Here is a 16,535-nt window from a genome sequence, read left to right as displayed (position 1 = left end):
ATATAAATTTGTCTCAAGAAATTTAACAAAGAAAATGAAAAAAATAACTACTCTTTCAGGTATTGTACTTGCCTCGCTGATGAATGCACAGGCGCAGTATTGTATGCCGGCCTTTCAATATGGAGCTGATAGCAATATGATTAGCCATGTAACTTTCGGGAACATTAATAATTCATCTCCTGTTCAGTCCGGGAACGCACAAGTCTATGAGGATTTTACCTCAATGTCTACTGATTTACAATCCGGAAGTAATTACAATATATCTGTAACTGGGCCTTCCAGCACATTTCCAAGTGATGTAGTTATTTTTATAGACTTTAATCAGAATGGTAATTTTGATGATGCAGGAGAAAGCTTCTATATTGGAAGACTTGAAGCAGCCAATCCTGCGAATGCATTTACCATCAACAATACAATAACGATTCCTGCCACTGCGGCCAACGGAAGTACAAGAATGAGGGTTCTTAAAAATACAAATGTTCAGGCGTATTCTAATCCTGCAGCCCCAAATTCTATCAGTTCTGCATGTGATACCAGTTTAAGGGCGGGACAGACAGAGGATTATTCTGTTAATATTATAGGGCAGACCGCCAATTTTCCGGCTCCTTATTGTGGCACTGAAAATATTACAAGTTTGACCGTAAGTGAGATCAGTACAGTAGAATTTGCCGGAGTTGTAAGAAACAGTGCACTCGACGGGAATTCTGATGTTCTTGAAAACTTTACAGCAACGGTTTTCAATGTCAATCGTGGAAATACCTATCCGATAACAGTTACAGGAGGTACACATGGACAAAATACGGTATCAGCCTATGCTTATATTGATTTTAACCATAATAATCAGTTTGATGCTGATGAACAATTTAATCTTGGATACCTGGATAACTCCAATCCGGTTTCAGGTCAGCAATCCGGGGTTACAACAGGTAATATAACCATTCCGGCAGGAGCACAACTGGGAGAAACCCGTTTCAGACTGGTAAAAGCTTATGAATCCAATTCATGGATGGGAGCTTTGAAGAATCTTCCGTGTCCTTCAGGTTGGTTTATTGGTCAGGCAGAGGATTATACTTTAAATATTCAGCTTGAGAGTCTTTCAACCATTGAAGCTTCTAAAGATGCTTCAGCCAATGTGAAAATTTATCCGAATCCTACAACAAACTCAGTGACAATTAAGATGAAAGAAGGATTGGAGAAATATGAAATTTACAACATGTCCGGGCAAAAACTGCTGGAAGGAAATTCACTAACGGTTTCTATGGACAGTTTTGTTCCGGGAACTTATCTGATTAAAATTCAGACAAAAAATCAAAAACTCATCACAGAAAAGATTATCAAGAAATAGACACATCATATCTAAATCATATCCATATCAATTTTTGTTTTTTAATCGACAGGCAACGACCTGTCGGTTTTTTTTATGTTAGGAATAATAGAATTCCTGTATTTGAGTCGCTTTTAGCGGTGTTATGAACCGGATTCCAGTAAATCCATAAGATCCTGCTTAGATAGGCCTTGAAGCTTTTTCCCATCAGTTGCAAGCAGATTCTGAGCCAGTTGTTTTTTCTTTTTCTGAAGCGTAAGTATTTTTTCCTCTACAGTATTGGAACAAATCATTCTTACAGCAATTACATTTTTAGTTTGTCCTATACGATAACTACGGTCAATAGCCTGGTTTTCAGAAGCAGGATTCCACCAGGGATCTACCAGATAGATATAATCTGCCTCAGTAAGGTTGAGACCTACACCACCAGCCTTCAAGCTGATCAGAAATACACGGATATTTTCATTGCTCTGGAAATTCGCTACTTTTTCCCCTCTGTTCTTACTTTGTCCCGTTAAATATTCAAACTGAATGTTGTGCTTTTCCAGTTCAGCCTTAATCAGATCCAGCATTCCGACAAACTGAGAGAAAACAAGGATTTTATGATCTTTGGATTTGCCAAGGATCTGTTCCATCAGAATTTCGATTTTAACAGCATTTTCACCGGAATATCCCTCTTTCATAAGAACAGGAGAATTACATATCTGTCTGAGCCTTGTAAGCCCTGTAAGAACGTGCATACTGTTTTTGTTCAGGTCATCGTCATCATTGGCTGCAATAAATTCACGAAGTTCCTTTTCATAGGCATCGTAAATCTTGCGCTGTTCTGTATTCATTTCACAGTAAATTACGGTTTCTGTCTTTTCAGGAAGTTCCTTTGCAACCTGTTTCTTCGTTCTTCTGAGGATAAAAGGTCTGATCTTTTGCTGAAGTTCCACCGCCCGTTTGCTGTACTCGAATTTATCAATAGGAATGGCATAAATATCTTTAAAATATTGTTTGCTTCCCAACAATCCGGGACAGGCGAATGAAAGCTGGCTATAAAGATCAAATGTGCTGTTTTCGACAGGAGTACCGGTCAGTACAATTCTATTTCTGGACTGAAGCAGGCGTGCTGCTTTGTATCTTTCTGAATTCGGATTCTTAATAATCTGTGATTCATCCAGAAAAATATAATTGAAATTGAAGTTTTTCAGAAACCGGATATCCGAAAGAAGCATTCCATAGGTAGTAAGAACTACTTCATAGTCTGACATATGAGCCGTTGTCTTTGGCCTGTCAGCTCCATAATGCAGCAGAACTTTTATAGAAGGAGCAAATCTGCTCATTTCTTCCTGCCAGTTGAAAAGCAGGGAAGTAGGAACTACAACCAGATGAGTGGTATGGCCTCTTTTTTCCCTCTGCGATAGGATAAAAGCGATAATCTGGATGGTTTTTCCCAATCCCATATCGTCTGCAAGACATCCACCGAAGTTGAATTCGTCAAGAAAATTAAGCCAGTTCAGTCCGTCATGCTGATAATCCCTCAGTTCGGCTTTCAGTTCAGCAGGAACAGCCACTTCCGGAATGTCTTTTACTTTTGAAAATTTCGTGGAATATGAAGTAAGTTCTTCCTGAACTTCTTTACTCAGGACTTCTTTTTCAAACAATGCGGTAACTTCCGTAAAATTGATTTTCGGAATCTTTAAAAGTTCTTCATCAATTTCTCCTGCATGAAAATAAGCGGATATTTTGTCTATCCATTCTTCAGGAAGAATTCCCATGCTGCCATCATCCAGCTGAACAAATTTACTCTTGTTTCGGATCGCACGGTGAAGTTGTTTCAGGGAAGCTTCTTTCGGACCAAATCCTACTTTTAATTTGGCATTAAACCAATCCAGCCCACTGGTAATCTGAATGTTGATTTTAGCACGGTGAGCGTTTAATTTATTGTTTTTTAATTCGTTAAAGCCTAGTATGATTATTCCTTCATTTCTCCAGGTCTCAAATGCATCAAGAAACCAGTTGTTATCCAGAAACTTATCTCTATGAAGATAAAAATACTGATATCCGTCCATCTGTTCTTCAAAATCAGGATGCTGCTGCATAACCAAAGAAGTAAAGCGGGCTTCTGCAGATTCGTTTCTTTCTATTTTGAAGGGATTTCCATTCTGATCCGTATCAAAAAGCTGCTTCCTGGAATACACCGGAACTTCTACATTTCCGTATTTCATAACGGGAGTAATTCCTATATAATTTTCCTGCTGACGGAGATAAATGACTCTTTCGGTCTGATAATTTTTATCTTCAAGCTGTACTTTTGTTGCAGGCTGTATATAGCTGTAATTAATATGGATACGTTCTTCTATTGTAGAGAGAATATTCTGCATAAACGCATCATATTTCGAAGAATGAACCAGTAAAATTTCATTATTAGCCTTGAAAAACCGGATGATTCTGAGCATGTCAGGGTCATCTACAAAGCTGAAAGTGTTGCGGTTATATACAAAATATTCATTTCTGAGAACAATATTTTTGAAAGGAACAGAAATGTCGTTAAACAGCAATTCTCCGGTTATTTCAAAAAATGGATCTTTCTTAAATACAGATAATTGAATCTCCGCATCTAAAGTATTTAATTCAGTTCGGGAAAGAGACTTTGCCGAAACGGTTTCTGCAATTTCCCGGTCGTGATAATACACTTCCAGTTCCCGGGGGTTTTGTACAATGAGCTTTAAAGCTTCCAGTTCTGATGGATTATAATCTTCATTGTAATTATTCTGGAAAGAGGTAATGGCTGTAAAAAATTTGATGTCCACAGGTTTCTCTGCTTTCCATATCAGCTGCATGGCATCTACAGGAGTTACGGGATTCTTGATTTTTCCCGTCTGTGTTATTTCTGCCTCCATCAGCGAGAAGGTCATATGATTGTAATAACGGTGCTTCCCGATGACCAATATCTGTTTTTTTCCGGTTTCCAGTACTGCCAGCTCATCCAGTTTAGAAGGAAGCTGTGGGAGAAGATCTCTGGTAAGCATCACATCATCTATGGGAAGCATTTCCTTGATTCTGGGGAGTATTTCAATTTTCCCGTCAGTATACTCAAGCTGAAAATAGTGATCCAGATCGGGTTCATTTTCAAGACCATATCCCTTGGCTTTAGGGAGAAACATCTTTTTACGGAGCATATCATCAAAAAACAGGCGGTAATTTTTATCCTCTATAATACAGTGGATAATCTCTGCCTGATGGGAACAAAGCTGTTCTTTTGGGTGGTCACACGTACAGGTACAAAGCAGCGAACTGCCTATTTTGCTGATACTGACCACCGGAAAATCCTGTAATGAAGATTGCTTGGTAAATATTCCTGTATTGTTTTCAATAGCAACCGGGTAGATCTCACGGAAATCCCTGATTCCGATAAACGAACTGTCTGAAGTATGTTTCAGCAGATCATATACGGAAAGTGTACTGATATTGATGTTATCAAGAATATATTCTGCCATAAAAATTGATGAAGACAAACTTACAAAAAACAAATGTATTTCAGCATCCGTTTTGGCTACAGCTTACCGCATTTTGGCAACTCCGGCGTTTCTTCTAATGCTGAACTTTGTCCTGTAATTTTAAACCAAGAAAAATGAAAACAATTTTTATAACAGGTGCTTCTACAGGATTAGGAAAAGCAACTGCACAATTATTTCAAAACAAAGGATGGAAAGTAATCGCTACGATGAGAAACCCGGAAGCAGCGGCTGATCTTACAGCTTTGGAGAATGTAACTGTACTTCCTCTGGATGTTACCAATCCGGCACAGATACAATCCACCGTGAAGCAGGCTCTTGAGCTTGGAGATATTGATGTGGTTTACAATAACGCAGGATATGGCCTTATAGGACCTTTGGAGGCTCTTTCTGATGATCAGATCGTAAAACAGCTGGACACTAATTTATTAGGGGTTATACGCGTTACACAGGCATTTATTCCTTACTTCAGAGAACAGAAAAAAGGAATGTTCATTTCTACAACGTCTATAGGAGGGCTGGTTGCTTTCCCGTTAGGTTCTACATATCACGCTACCAAATGGGCACTTGAAGGGTGGAGCGAAAGCTTGGCTTTTGAGCTTAATACATTGGGTATTGATATTAAAACGGTATCTCCGGGAGGAATCAAGACTGATTTTGTAAGCCGTTCATTGGACTCAGCATCCAGTCCTGCTTATGAAGAGATGACTAATTCTCTATTTTCTAAAATGGATGGAATGATGGAGGCTGCTTCTACACCGGAACAGATTGCAGAAGTAGTGTATGAGGCTGCTACGGATGGTAAAAAACAGCTTCGATATGTGGCCGGAGAAGATGCTAAGGCTATTTATGCACAGCGCCTCGAGTTAGGTGATGAAGTGTTTAGAGAGCAGTTTGGGAAACAGTTTATTTAATCAGGTTTTTGAAAGACAGTATAAAGTAAATCTCATTTATACTGTCTTTTCCAACAAATAATTTATAATTTTATATCATGGAAAAGAAAGATAATGTTCCTTTGAAAATTTCATCCATATCAGAACTGCACAGTATGCTGCAGCTCCCTAAACCGCTTCATCCATTGGTAAGCCTTGTGGATAATACGAAAATGAGTATCAAAAAGGATATGCTGAAGAGAAGTTTTATCCTGAATTTTTATAAAATTTCTTATAAATATTCTACTACCGGGAAAATGGGCTATGGACAGGGATATTATGATTTCAATGAAGGAGGAATGATGTTCACAGCGCCAGGACAGGTTCTTTCTACCGATGAAAATGCAGAATATTCCGGGTATACATTACTGGTGCATCCGGATTTCATCAGAAGCTATCCTTTAGCAAAGAATATTAAGAATTTTGGTTTCTTTTCTTACGATACCAATGAGGCACTGCATTTGTCTGATCAGGAAAAAACTACGGTAACAGGATTGCTGAATAATATTGAAAATGAACTGAATACAGCCATTGATGAAGTAAGTCAGGATGTTATCGTTTCTTATATTGATGTTCTTCTCAATTACAGCAACCGTTTTTATAAAAGACAGTTTATTACCAGAAAGACAGTCAATAATGATTTGCTGACCAAACTGGATCATGTGCTTGAAAATTATTTTAACCAACAGGAGACCTTAAATAAAGGCCTTCCTACTGTAGAATTTCTGGCTTCCACACTCCATCTGTCTCCTCATTATCTGAGCGATATGCTTCGTAATCTTACCGGACTGAATGCCCAGCAGCATATTCATGAAAAACTGATTGAAAAAGCGAAAGAATATCTTACCACTACAGGGTTCTCTGTATCTGAAGTTGCCTATGCTCTGGGATTTGAGCACCCACAGTCATTCAATAAACTTTTTAAAAAGAAAACCGATAAAACACCTCTGAGTTACAGACAGTCTTTTAATTAGAGACAGATCGGGATTTTCTAAAGGAATAGGTATGCTTCAGTGAGCATGGAAGAAAGAAGAATTTGTTTCAAAGAAAATTATAAAAAATAAACTGAATTCAGGTTTAAGCCTTGACAAAGTAGACAGTATAATATCTTTTCCCATCCGGAATTGATTTTATACTGTCTTTCGTTGTTTATAAAGTGGACTGTTTTTCTTTGATCAGGGTTTCGATCTTAAGCTTTGCGGCATTCCATTCATCATCTAAAATACTGTAATAAGCAGCATTTCTTGTACTGCCGTCACTGAGAACCTTGTCTTTGCGTAAAATACCTTCAAATACACCGCCGATTTTTTCAATGGCTTTTCTCGATCTGAAGTTATTGTCTTTCGTTTTTAATTGTACTCTGTTTGTTTTCAAAATATCAAAACAGAAGGTGAGGAGCAGTAATTTGCATTCAAGATTGATGGCTGTTCCCCAGAATTCCTTGGTAATCCATGTCCATCCGATTTCCAGCTTTCTGTCTGCAGGGTATATTTCAAAAAAACGGGTGGAGCCGATCAGTTTTCCGGTTTGTTTATGACGGATTACAAACGGATATTGATTTCCGGTTTCCCTTTCTGACAAGGCAAATTCATAGCTTTTATAAAACAGATCTTTATCTGAGCAGTCTGTAGGAATCAGTGCCCAGAGTTCTTTATCTGAAGCGGCAGTAAATAATTCTTCAAGATGTTCTTTTTCAAGAGGAATTAACTCAACCGTTTCTCCTTCTAAAATTGTTGGATAGGAAATCCATTTTTCTTTCATGGTTCATTTTTATAGAACGAAATTAATGAAAAATGAAGATCAGTGTTCCAAAAACACAGTGATTTTCTACCATGTTGAAGTCTGCTTTCCTGCTTATTGGTTAAAATGGAACATAAAAATGACAAAAATGAACTAGATTTTAATGCATGTCCGTATCTAACTTTGCAAAAGGAATTTTATTACCCTGTTATAATGAACGAGAGAGAATCTTTTAATGCAAAAATGCCGACAGCCTGCTTCTTACTTTTTTTTGCCCATGGGCTTGTTTTTTCTTCCTGGGCGAGCCGGATTCCCATCATAAAAAATGCTCTTTCGATCAATGAAGCGGAATTGGGAACCCTTTTGCTTCTCATGCCAATAGGACAGCTTTCTACAATGGTTTTAGCCGGAAAACTGATCAGTGTTTACGGAAGCAGCTGGATTATTAAAAGATGCTTTTTATTGTATCCTTTTTTTCTTTTGTTAATCGGGTTAGCTCCTTCTTACTGGACGCTGGCCGTTGTTCTGTTCTTCTTTGGCGTTTCGGGAAATATGTGCAATATAGCGATCAATACACAGGCTATTGAAATAGAATCTATAACAAAAAGAACACTTCTTTCTTCGTATCACGGAGCCTGGTGTTTTGCAGGCCTTACGGGAGCGGTAGTGGGTTTATTAATGATCAATCTCCATGTAGGAACTTTTTACCATTTTGTTTTTACTTTTATACTTGTTGGAATACTTTGGTTCTATAGCAAGGGAAATCTGACTAATATTATCCATAAAGCAGAGCCGCAAACCCGGTCAATATTCAAGTTTGTGAATCCAACATTGTTGGGACTGGGCGTTATAGGATTCCTGAGTATGGCGATTGAAGGGGCAATGTTTGACTGGAGCGGAGTGTATTTTCAAACGATAGTTAAAGCGCCGGAGAATCTTGTTATACTGGGATATACGAGTTTTATTTTAATGATGACTTTAGGTCGTTTCATCGGGAACAGAATTATTGAGAAGTATGGGAAAAAGATCGTTTTGCAGTATTGTGGAATCCTGATGAGCGGAGGACTTTTTCTAAGTGTTTTCTTCCCGGAATTATGGATCTGCATCATCGCTTTTATGATTATTGGCCTTGGAAGTTCTCTGAGTGTGCCATCCGTTTATAGTACGGTGGGGAAAGTGAGTACGGTAGCTCCCAGTATTGCTTTGTCTTTTGTTTCCAGCATCTCATTTTTAGGATTTTTGATGGGCCCGCCTCTTATCGGATATATTGCAGAAAGCTTTGATCTCAGATATTCCTACGGACTTTTTGCCTGTTTTGGGATTTTACTGGCAATTATGGCCGGGCAGATGAAAGTTTTCAGAAAGTAATACGTACTCTCTTTTCAAGGGAATTCTGACATCTGTTAAGTATTTTTTGACATGTTCCGGCTTGTTGTCATTGACTAATGTTGCATTTCAAAATACTGTTTATCTTTATTTAAAATTTACTTTCATGAAACCGGTCTCAGAAATTTTAACCGAATCTGTTATTGATCATTCTTTTTCTGTAAAACGGCTGGAGGATGATATACCGTATTCAAGAGGTTTTGTGAGACTTAATTATCACCATATTTTGATGATCGAAAATGGTAGAGGAGTACTGACCGTAGACGAACATTCTTTCGATATAGAAGATCAGGAAATTTTTTTACTGTCTAAAGGTCAGATCTGCAGGTTTGAAAATAATACGGATCTCCGTGGTTATTATATTTCTTTTGGGGACTGTTTTTGGGAAAAAGTACCTTCCAGTGCCAGCAATTGCAAGGCAGTGCTGTTTAATAATGCTGCTGCAAATCAAAAACTGATACCGGATCAGGCTGAAACAGATGAATTTGTAAGCTTATTTAAAAATTTACTGACAGAATACCAAACGGAGTCTTATACCAATCAAATGGATGTACTGGCGGCCTATTTAAAAATCATTATGATAAAACTGGCGAATGTAAAAATTGTATCGGAAGAAACTTTTGACAGCCAGGATTATATTATTTACCGCAAGTTTATGGATCTGCTGAGCAGTCAGTATCACAGTCTTCATGCAGTCAGTGAGTATTCAGAGCTGTTGAATATTACACCGAGAAGACTTAGTGAACTGTGTAAGCGGTGTTGCCATAAAAGCGCAAAAGAAATCATCAACGGACAGATTATTGCAGAAGCCAAAAGACTCCTTCAGTTCAGCGCTCATTCTGTAAAAGACATTGCCTATCAGCTTAATTTCAGTACATCGGAACAGTTCAGTCATTTCTTTAAAAAAAATACAGAAATATCTCCGGCAAACTATCGCAGTCATTTCATTCATATTGGAATGTAAACGGGATCGAAATTTTGACATGTCATCGGCAATTATTGATATTCTCAGGCATCTGTAATCATGATACCTTTGGATAAAATTATGTAAAGATATGTCAGTAAATCGTATGAAAGAAGTAGCCGGAATTATGATCCCGGACAGTAAAATTGCAACAGAAGCCACAGAACTTCTGTTAGAACACGGAACAGAATTTATCTACAATCATTCTCTTCGTGTTTTCCTGTTTTCCTCATTAAATGCAAAACGTGAAAACAAAGTTCATGATTCTGAGCTGTTGTATGTAGCTTCAGTATTTCATGATCTGGGGCTTGTTTCTCATTACAGCACTCCTGATCTGAGATTTGAAGTTGATGGAGCCAATGCGGCAAGAGACTTTTTGAAAGGGCATGGGATTGCTCAGGATAAACTTCAGCTCGTTTGGGATACCATTGCTCTTCACACCACCATCGGTATTGCAGAACATAAAGAGAATGAAGTTGCCTTAATGTATTCAGGAGTAGGACTGGACGTGATGGGAGAAGGGTATGAAAACCTGAGTACAGAACATCGTGAAGAGATTATAAAAGCTTTTCCGAGAAATGATTTTAAAAAGAAAATTATTCCCACTTTTTTTGGAGGCTTTGAACATAAAACAGAAACCACTTTTGGAAATATAAAAGCAGATGTCTGTGCCTTCATGATCCCGAATTTTGAAAGGAAAAATTTCTGTGACTGTATTTTGCATTCTCCATGGTCTGAATAAACTTGTCAGCCAGCCCGAATATCATATATATCCGGGCTGTTGACTTTAAATATATCAATAGTGTTTATACCCAATGCTCTATCAGGTGAAGCCAAAGTGCTTTTTCCTCATTCAAAAGAAAAACGGCAGATGATGCTCTTTTGGTCGTGATTTCGCCGGTAACCTGGGTTTCAGTATAAGTGGCAATGCCATGATGGTCAGAATGGCTTACTTCAATATTTTCAACCTGAATAGTACGTTCCGGAAATTTTCCAAATACGGTGGGAAGCCAGTCTCCAAACATGGATAAAATGACAGGATCTCCGTTTCCAGTGATCATTTTGAAATCCGGTGAAAATCCGGATAATAACGCTTTATAAAGACTTTCCTGATGCTCTGATTCTCCCTGAAACCACTTTTCAATATTCTTATGGAATTCTTCTATTTCCCAAATGATTTTTTCTGTATTGTTCATATTTAAATGTATAGTATTTTTTTGATTTTAAATGGTCTTCTTAATCAATGATCTTCCTTAATCTGCTTCCTGCCCATATTCCAATGAGTTGAAAAACACCAATCATTCCTACAGCGACTACAAATGCTTCGTTGAATCCCAGAATTTTTATCAGATTAAAAAATAGTGTTCCAATGATAGCTCCTCCGGAGACACTTCCAATCTGAATGCCTATACTTATCAGTCCTGAAGCCTGCCCGGCTTTTTCTTTAGAAACCAATGAAATGGCTGTCCGCATCATGACCGGCATAATAGTACCATGTCCGAACCCTGCAATAAATAAGGTAATATGGGTAATGAAAGATGGTTTTTGCTGAACATAAAATGCTGCTGCACTTATCACAAAGCCTGTCATCAACAATCCCAATCCTGTATACATCATTTTGTAAGCTGTCAGTTTTATTTTTGAAGTCACCAAAGGTCCCAGGAAAAAGGCAAGTCCATAAGGAACTATTGCCAGGCCTGTCTGCATGGAGTTTTGATGAAGAAACTGCTGAAGATAATAAGGGTAGCAAATAAATAAACCTGCTGTGAAATTGTAAAAGAAAATAATCAGAAGGCTTAGTGCAAAGGGTTTCTGTTGCAGCAATGCAGGATCTATAAGTATCGGACGGTTTTTTTGCAGTTGTTTCTTCTCATAGCGTAGAAATGAAATTAATAATAAAATTCCTGCAAGAAGAACCCCGAAAATCCACCATGCCCATTCGAATTTCTGTCCGAAAATAAGAGGGCAGATGAGCATAAGCAATGCCAGAATCAACAATAAAGCTCCCATAAAATCAATACCAGTCTGTTCTTTTTTATTAAGATCGTCCATCGTAAAATGAATTCCCAGAATACAGATAACGGTAATGGGTACATTCACAAGAAATACCATTTCCCAGGAAAAATGTCCCCACTGCATGCTTAAGAGAACTCCGCCAAACAATTGCCCAACCACTGATGCAAGACCAAATACAGAACTGAAAAGACTTACAGCTTTAGGTTGTTCCTGACTGCTGAAAAGATCTTTTATGGAAGCTAATACCTGAGGAGCCAGCAGTGATGCCCCCACGCCCTGGAACATTCTGAAGATAATGAGCCCTGTAACATCCGGAGAAAAAGCGCAGGCAAGGGATGAAAAAAGGAAAGTATATAATCCCGAAATAAATACCTTCTTACGTCCGTAAATATCACCCAGGCGTCCACCGCAAACAACAAGTGCAGCATAGGTGAGTCCATAAATGGCGATGACCATTTGAAGCTCATGATCACTGGCATTAAAGGCTTTTTTAATAGAAGGTAATGCCATATTAACAATAAAATAATCCAGGGGTGAAAGAAATGCTCCTGCGATCAGAAAATTGAGTGTCTGCCACCGTTTCGGATATGTGTTCATATTTTTTTATGCAAAATTATCCGCTTTGTATCTTGTTAAAATTGTACTTTTGGAGGAAAATTGAGTGTATTATGAAAGGAATGCATCTTGAAGGGATTGAAGTAAGGGAGATACAACTGAAAGAAGAAGAGATGATGTTCAGGACAAAGACCTTTCTTTCATTCGTTTATATTGTCAAAGGAGAAGGAACGCTTATGTATGATGAGCGGAATATTAATTTTTCTGAGGGTAAGCTTTTCATTATTCCGGAGCAGGAAGTGTATCGTTTTGAAAGCAAAGCTGCGCGGCTTATCAGTATTCAATGTCCGGTTGAGTTTATTGATAAAATCCGGTTGGAAGCAGATCGTATTGAAAGCTGTGAGAATTTGTATAAGCTGCAGTATATCAGTAATAATTATCACGCAAGGGCAGGATGTGTTTTCAGAAATAAAAATGATGAACATTTTGCAGAAACTCTTATTCTGCAGATTGTCAATGAATTTAACAATAAAGCAGATGATTATCTTATTATCCGAAACTGTATGTCAATCCTTCTCAATCTGATTGCAAGGAATATTATTCAGAGTGAAACTTCTGATCTCCAGGAAAACCGGAAAGCTTTTTCGATTATGAAGATCATCGCGTATATTCAGCAGAACATAAAGGATCGTGAGAAGACAGGAATTCAGAAGATTGCTGAACATTTTGGAATTTCCGGGAATTATTTCGGAGAATATTTCAAACAACAAACGGGGACTTCCTATCAGGATTATCTGTTGGATTACAGACTAAAGCTGGTGGAAACCTATTTGAAATACAGCAGTGTCCGTCTAAGTGAAATTGCCTATGAACTTCAGTTCAGTGATGAAAGCCATCTTTCCAAACTTTTTAAAAAATACAGAGGAGTAACGCCTGGTGAATACAGGAAAAACTTCAAATAACTTTTATCTTAAATTCTTAATTCACAAAAAATATAAAGTTAACTATATAGTTGACTTTATATTTTTATATATTTACAGCAAATATATTTCAGCTGGATTTTGACTTTATTAGAGAACTAGGGTATAAGGCTTTCGATAGTCGGTTGAAAAGAATCAGTGACAGAATGTCTCATGATGTGAGGAAATTTTATAAAGAATTTGGGATTGATGTAGAACCGAATTGGTATCTGGTGTTTATGCTGCTGAAAAGGAAGGGTGAAATTTCAATTACTGATATTGCCGAACCACTAGGGTATTCTCATCCGTCCGTTGTGGTGATCGTTAAAAAAATGAATGAAAATGGTTATCTCATGATCAGAAAAGATAGTGTAGATAAACGGAAGCAGATCATTTCATTGTCTCCCAAAGCCATTGAAAAGCTCCCTCAGCTGGAGCAGATCTGGGACAGTTGTGAAAAAGCGATCCTGAAGGTTTTATCTGAAGATCTGACAATTTTTACTTACCTGGATCGTATTGATCAGGAACTGAAAAACGAATCTTTTCATCATCGTTTTAAACAAGAATATTTAAAATCAACTCAATCATGAAAGCATTCATTCTCATCACAGCATTTCTTTTTTCCAATCTTATGATTTCTGCAACAGAAACAAAAATCATGATAAGAGCTAAGGCAAGAGATGCAAAATTTATCGGAACTTCATTAGGTGGAGCTCATGTTATCATTAGAAATAAACTTAATCAGAGAATTCTGGCAGAAGGAAATACAACCGGAAGCACCGGGAATACTGATCTGATTATGAAAACCCCTAAAACCAGAGGGAGCTCAATTGTCGATGCACAAACGGGAGGTTTTATGGCTGCTGTGGATATTGACGAACCTACATTTGTGAATATAGAAGTTATTTCCCCTCTGAACAGTAAACAGGCTCAGGCTGTTGTAAGTACAGAACTATGGCTTATTCCAGGGAAACATATTTTGGGAGAAGGAATAATCCTTGAAGTTCCCGGATATATTATTGATATTCTGAAACCCAGAACCCATCAGTATATCGCATTAAACAGTATTAAAGATAAGCCTTTCCAGTTTCAGGCTAATATTGTCATGATGTGCGGATGTGTCATTGATAAAGATGGAGTATGGAATTCCAATGAAATTGAAGTGAAAGGAATTCTGAAAAAAGACGGAAAATTGGTGAAAAATATAGATATGTCGTTAGTTTCAACCAATCTGTTTGAAGGAAGTCATTTAATCAATTCTCCGGGAAATTATGAACTCGTCCTGTATGCCTATCATGAGAAAACCGGAAATACGGGTGTAGATAAGGTGAACTATGTCGTGTTTGAATAAACAAAATAAAATATATTTGAATGAAAAGAGACTTTTGAAAGGTCTCTTTTTATTCAGAATACGAATTATAAAACCTGAAGTTCTTTAAATACCTCAATAATGGCTTCAATAAGTCCTTTATCTATAGACTTTTCCGCAGTGGCATCCGGCAAAAGAGCCCGCAAATCACCGTGATCATCACGTTCAATAACGACTTCAGTGCCCTCCACATCCACATATAATTTGTATCCGTAAGAAAATGTTGCAAGCTTTCCGTTGAAAAGCAGTTCTTTACCTTTATAAGTTACCGGTACCTCAAATTCTTCCATTACTGTAAGTTTCTATTCATTTAAAATCCGGACAAATGTCGGAAAATTTTAATTCATATTATCATACAAATTATAATGATAAAGCCAAATAATACAAATCACTAAAATTATTTATAGGTTAAAATCTGTATATTTATCCGTATTTACGAAAGCAATTCTAAAACAGAAATGATCAATGAAATTGAAAAGAACTTCTATGAAAAATACAATCACCCTCTTTTGGTTCAGACGTGATTTGAGATTGGAAGACAATATCGGACTTTACCATGCACTCCAATCTGATGCTCCTGTCATGCCTGTATTTATCTTTGATACTGATATTCTCGAAAAACTGGAAGATAAAGAAGACCGCAGGGTGGATTATATTCACCAGGCTTTGACGGATATTAATATTTCCTTGGAAAAATACGGTTCAAAAGTAAATACTTACTATGGCAAACCTATAGAAATATTCAGAAAATTGTGCGAAGAATATACTATTGAAGGTGTTTTTTGTAACAGAGATTATGAACCTCAGGCCATTGAACGAGATAAGGAAGTCTATTATTTTTTCAAGGAAAAGAATATTCCCTTCAAAGCCTATAAAGATCAGGTAATTTTTGATAAGGATCAGATTATTAAAAAAGATGGCACACCCTATACTGTTTACACCCCTTTTGCAAAGAAATGGAGGGAAACCTTAACTCCTGAACATTATAAATCTGTAGAGTCCAGCTTTACAAGCCTTTTCCCACAGGAATATACAGACATTCTTACCCTAAATGAGATTGGTTTCAGAAAAACGGAAATTAATTTTACCCATCCAGTTCTGAATGCTTCAATTATAGATCATTATGATCAATTTCGTGATTATCCGGCCTTACAACATACAACCCAATTGGGAATTGCTTTACGTTTTGGCACCATCAGCATCAGGAAATGTGTGGCCTTTGCCCTGAAACATAATGCTGTATGGCTTTCAGAATTGATCTGGCGTGAGTTTTTTATGCAGATTTTATATCATTTTCCGCAAGTGGTTCATCAGTCTTTTAAAAAGCAGTATGATAATATTAACTGGCGGAATAACGAAGAAGAATTTAAACATTGGTGTGAAGGAACTACAGGCTACCCAATTGTAGATGCCGGAATGAGAGAATTGAATCAGACAGGTTATATGCATAATCGTGTACGAATGATTGTGGCGAGTTTCTTATGTAAACATCTGCTGATCGACTGGCGTTGGGGAGAAGCGTATTTTGCTTTAAAACTTAATGATTATGATTTGTCTGCAAACAATGGAAACTGGCAGTGGGCAGCAGGTTCCGGCTGTGATGCAGCTCCTTATTTCAGGGTTTTTAATCCGACAGCTCAGGTTGAAAAGTTTGATAAAGACTTATTGTATATCAAAAGGTGGCTTCCGGAATGGAATACCTCAGCATATCCTTCCCCAATCGTCGAACACTCTTTTGCCCGTGAAAGAGCCTTATCCGAATACAAAAAAGGATTAACATAAATAGA

Annotated in this window: 15 protein-coding genes; 10 read left to right on the top strand and 5 right to left on the bottom strand. The window is 37.5% G+C overall.

Translation table 11 applies throughout. The features are described 5' to 3' along the window. Window positions 1–34 precede the first annotated feature (34 nt). A complete protein-coding gene (locus tag ACWPWS_RS06545; protein WP_454045952.1) occupies window positions 35–1,345 on the top strand; it encodes a T9SS type A sorting domain-containing protein in 1,311 nt (436 codons plus the stop codon). A 122-nt stretch (window positions 1,346–1,467) separates the two neighbouring features. Here the strand turns inward: ACWPWS_RS06545 and ACWPWS_RS06540 are convergent, their stop codons facing one another. Continuing rightward, window positions 1,468–4,809 carry a DEAD/DEAH box helicase gene (locus tag ACWPWS_RS06540; protein WP_454045951.1) on the bottom strand — a complete coding sequence of 1,114 codons (3,342 nt, stop codon included), beginning with the start codon at window positions 4,807–4,809 and terminating at the stop codon, window positions 1,468–1,470. A 134-nt stretch (window positions 4,810–4,943) separates the two neighbouring features. Here ACWPWS_RS06540 and ACWPWS_RS06535 point away from each other — a divergent pair, with 134 nt between their 5' ends. Both ACWPWS_RS06535 and ACWPWS_RS06530 read left to right on the top strand, forming a co-directional pair. Further along, window positions 4,944–5,741 carry an SDR family oxidoreductase gene (locus ACWPWS_RS06535; RefSeq protein WP_454045950.1) on the top strand — a complete coding sequence of 266 codons (798 nt, stop codon included), beginning with the start codon at window positions 4,944–4,946 and terminating at the stop codon, window positions 5,739–5,741. Window positions 5,742–5,818: 77 nt separating this feature from the next. Beyond that, a complete protein-coding gene (locus ACWPWS_RS06530) occupies window positions 5,819–6,733 on the top strand; it encodes a helix-turn-helix domain-containing protein (protein ID WP_454045949.1) in 915 nt (304 codons plus the stop codon). 175 nt (window positions 6,734–6,908) lie between these two features. On the opposite strand, the gene ACWPWS_RS06525 is transcribed toward ACWPWS_RS06530, so the two are convergent. Further along, entirely contained in the window at window positions 6,909–7,520 is a 612-nt protein-coding gene (locus ACWPWS_RS06525) for a GNAT family N-acetyltransferase (protein WP_454045948.1), read from the bottom strand. 192 nt (window positions 7,521–7,712) lie between these two features. On the opposite strand from ACWPWS_RS06525, the gene ACWPWS_RS06520 reads away from it, so the two are divergent. The 3 genes from ACWPWS_RS06520 (at window position 7,713) to ACWPWS_RS06510 (ending at window position 10,591) form a co-directional block, all read left to right on the top strand. Further along, window positions 7,713–8,867 carry an MFS transporter gene (locus tag ACWPWS_RS06520; RefSeq protein ID WP_454045947.1) on the top strand — a complete coding sequence of 385 codons (1,155 nt, stop codon included), beginning with the start codon at window positions 7,713–7,715 and terminating at the stop codon, window positions 8,865–8,867. Window positions 8,868–8,991: 124 nt separating this feature from the next. Continuing rightward, window positions 8,992–9,849, top strand: a complete 858-nt coding sequence (locus ACWPWS_RS06515) for a helix-turn-helix domain-containing protein (protein ID WP_454045946.1) — start codon at window positions 8,992–8,994, stop codon at window positions 9,847–9,849. 91 nt (window positions 9,850–9,940) lie between these two features. Further along, window positions 9,941–10,591, top strand: a complete 651-nt coding sequence (locus ACWPWS_RS06510; RefSeq protein ID WP_454045945.1) for an HD domain-containing protein — start codon at window positions 9,941–9,943, stop codon at window positions 10,589–10,591. Window positions 10,592–10,655: 64 nt separating this feature from the next. Here the strand turns inward: ACWPWS_RS06510 and ACWPWS_RS06505 are convergent, their stop codons facing one another. Both ACWPWS_RS06505 and ACWPWS_RS06500 read right to left on the bottom strand, forming a co-directional pair. Next, window positions 10,656–11,045 (bottom strand): hypothetical protein, encoded by a 390-nt coding sequence (locus tag ACWPWS_RS06505; protein ID WP_454045944.1) that lies wholly within the window; start codon window positions 11,043–11,045, stop codon window positions 10,656–10,658. Between the two features lie 40 nt (window positions 11,046–11,085). Further along, a complete protein-coding gene (locus tag ACWPWS_RS06500) occupies window positions 11,086–12,462 on the bottom strand; it encodes an MFS transporter (protein WP_454045943.1) in 1,377 nt (458 codons plus the stop codon). Window positions 12,463–12,533: 71 nt separating this feature from the next. Here ACWPWS_RS06500 and ACWPWS_RS06495 point away from each other — a divergent pair, with 71 nt between their 5' ends. From ACWPWS_RS06495 to ACWPWS_RS06485, 3 genes are read left to right on the top strand one after another with little or no spacing between them, the layout of a single operon-like run. Beyond that, window positions 12,534–13,382, top strand: a complete 849-nt coding sequence (locus ACWPWS_RS06495) for a helix-turn-helix domain-containing protein (protein ID WP_454045942.1) — start codon at window positions 12,534–12,536, stop codon at window positions 13,380–13,382. A gap of 50 nt (window positions 13,383–13,432) precedes the next feature. Further along, window positions 13,433–13,969, top strand: coding sequence for a MarR family winged helix-turn-helix transcriptional regulator (locus ACWPWS_RS06490; protein ID WP_454045941.1), 537 nt, complete (start codon window positions 13,433–13,435; stop codon window positions 13,967–13,969). Beyond that, window positions 13,966–14,730 carry a hypothetical protein gene (locus ACWPWS_RS06485; protein WP_454045940.1) on the top strand — a complete coding sequence of 255 codons (765 nt, stop codon included), beginning with the start codon at window positions 13,966–13,968 and terminating at the stop codon, window positions 14,728–14,730. The genes ACWPWS_RS06490 and ACWPWS_RS06485 overlap by 4 nt, the downstream gene beginning before the upstream one ends. A gap of 65 nt (window positions 14,731–14,795) precedes the next feature. Here the strand turns inward: ACWPWS_RS06485 and ACWPWS_RS06480 are convergent, their stop codons facing one another. Continuing rightward, window positions 14,796–15,038 (bottom strand): hypothetical protein, encoded by a 243-nt coding sequence (locus ACWPWS_RS06480; protein ID WP_454045939.1) that lies wholly within the window; start codon window positions 15,036–15,038, stop codon window positions 14,796–14,798. A 196-nt stretch (window positions 15,039–15,234) separates the two neighbouring features. Here ACWPWS_RS06480 and ACWPWS_RS06475 point away from each other — a divergent pair, with 196 nt between their 5' ends. Continuing rightward, window positions 15,235–16,530: a cryptochrome/photolyase family protein gene (locus tag ACWPWS_RS06475; protein ID WP_454045938.1), complete on the top strand. Its 1,296-nt coding sequence runs from the start codon at window positions 15,235–15,237 to the stop codon at window positions 16,528–16,530. The last annotated feature ends 5 nt before the right edge of the window (window positions 16,531–16,535 follow it).

This window comes from Chryseobacterium sp. Marseille-Q8038, from assembly GCF_965111995.1.
This window is presented reverse-complemented; position numbering and strand designations above follow the sequence as displayed.

Coding starts and splice junctions, on each gene's coding strand:
- ACWPWS_RS06480 (WP_454045939.1), bottom strand. CDS start 15,038: ATGGAAGAATTTGAGGTACCGGTAACTTATAAAGGTAAAGAACTGCTT.
- ACWPWS_RS06500 (WP_454045943.1), bottom strand. CDS start 12,462: ATGAACACATATCCGAAACGGTGGCAGACACTCAATTTTCTGATCGCA.
- ACWPWS_RS06485 (WP_454045940.1), top strand. CDS start 13,966: ATGAAAGCATTCATTCTCATCACAGCATTTCTTTTTTCCAATCTTATG.
- ACWPWS_RS06525 (WP_454045948.1), bottom strand. CDS start 7,520: ATGAAAGAAAAATGGATTTCCTATCCAACAATTTTAGAAGGAGAAACG.
- ACWPWS_RS06520 (WP_454045947.1), top strand. CDS start 7,713: ATGAACGAGAGAGAATCTTTTAATGCAAAAATGCCGACAGCCTGCTTC.
- ACWPWS_RS06545 (WP_454045952.1), top strand. CDS start 35: ATGAAAAAAATAACTACTCTTTCAGGTATTGTACTTGCCTCGCTGATG.
- ACWPWS_RS06515 (WP_454045946.1), top strand. CDS start 8,992: ATGAAACCGGTCTCAGAAATTTTAACCGAATCTGTTATTGATCATTCT.
- ACWPWS_RS06475 (WP_454045938.1), top strand. CDS start 15,235: ATGAAAAATACAATCACCCTCTTTTGGTTCAGACGTGATTTGAGATTG.
- ACWPWS_RS06535 (WP_454045950.1), top strand. CDS start 4,944: ATGAAAACAATTTTTATAACAGGTGCTTCTACAGGATTAGGAAAAGCA.
- ACWPWS_RS06540 (WP_454045951.1), bottom strand. CDS start 4,809: ATGGCAGAATATATTCTTGATAACATCAATATCAGTACACTTTCCGTA.
- ACWPWS_RS06505 (WP_454045944.1), bottom strand. CDS start 11,045: ATGAACAATACAGAAAAAATCATTTGGGAAATAGAAGAATTCCATAAG.
- ACWPWS_RS06495 (WP_454045942.1), top strand. CDS start 12,534: ATGAAAGGAATGCATCTTGAAGGGATTGAAGTAAGGGAGATACAACTG.
- ACWPWS_RS06510 (WP_454045945.1), top strand. CDS start 9,941: ATGTCAGTAAATCGTATGAAAGAAGTAGCCGGAATTATGATCCCGGAC.
- ACWPWS_RS06530 (WP_454045949.1), top strand. CDS start 5,819: ATGGAAAAGAAAGATAATGTTCCTTTGAAAATTTCATCCATATCAGAA.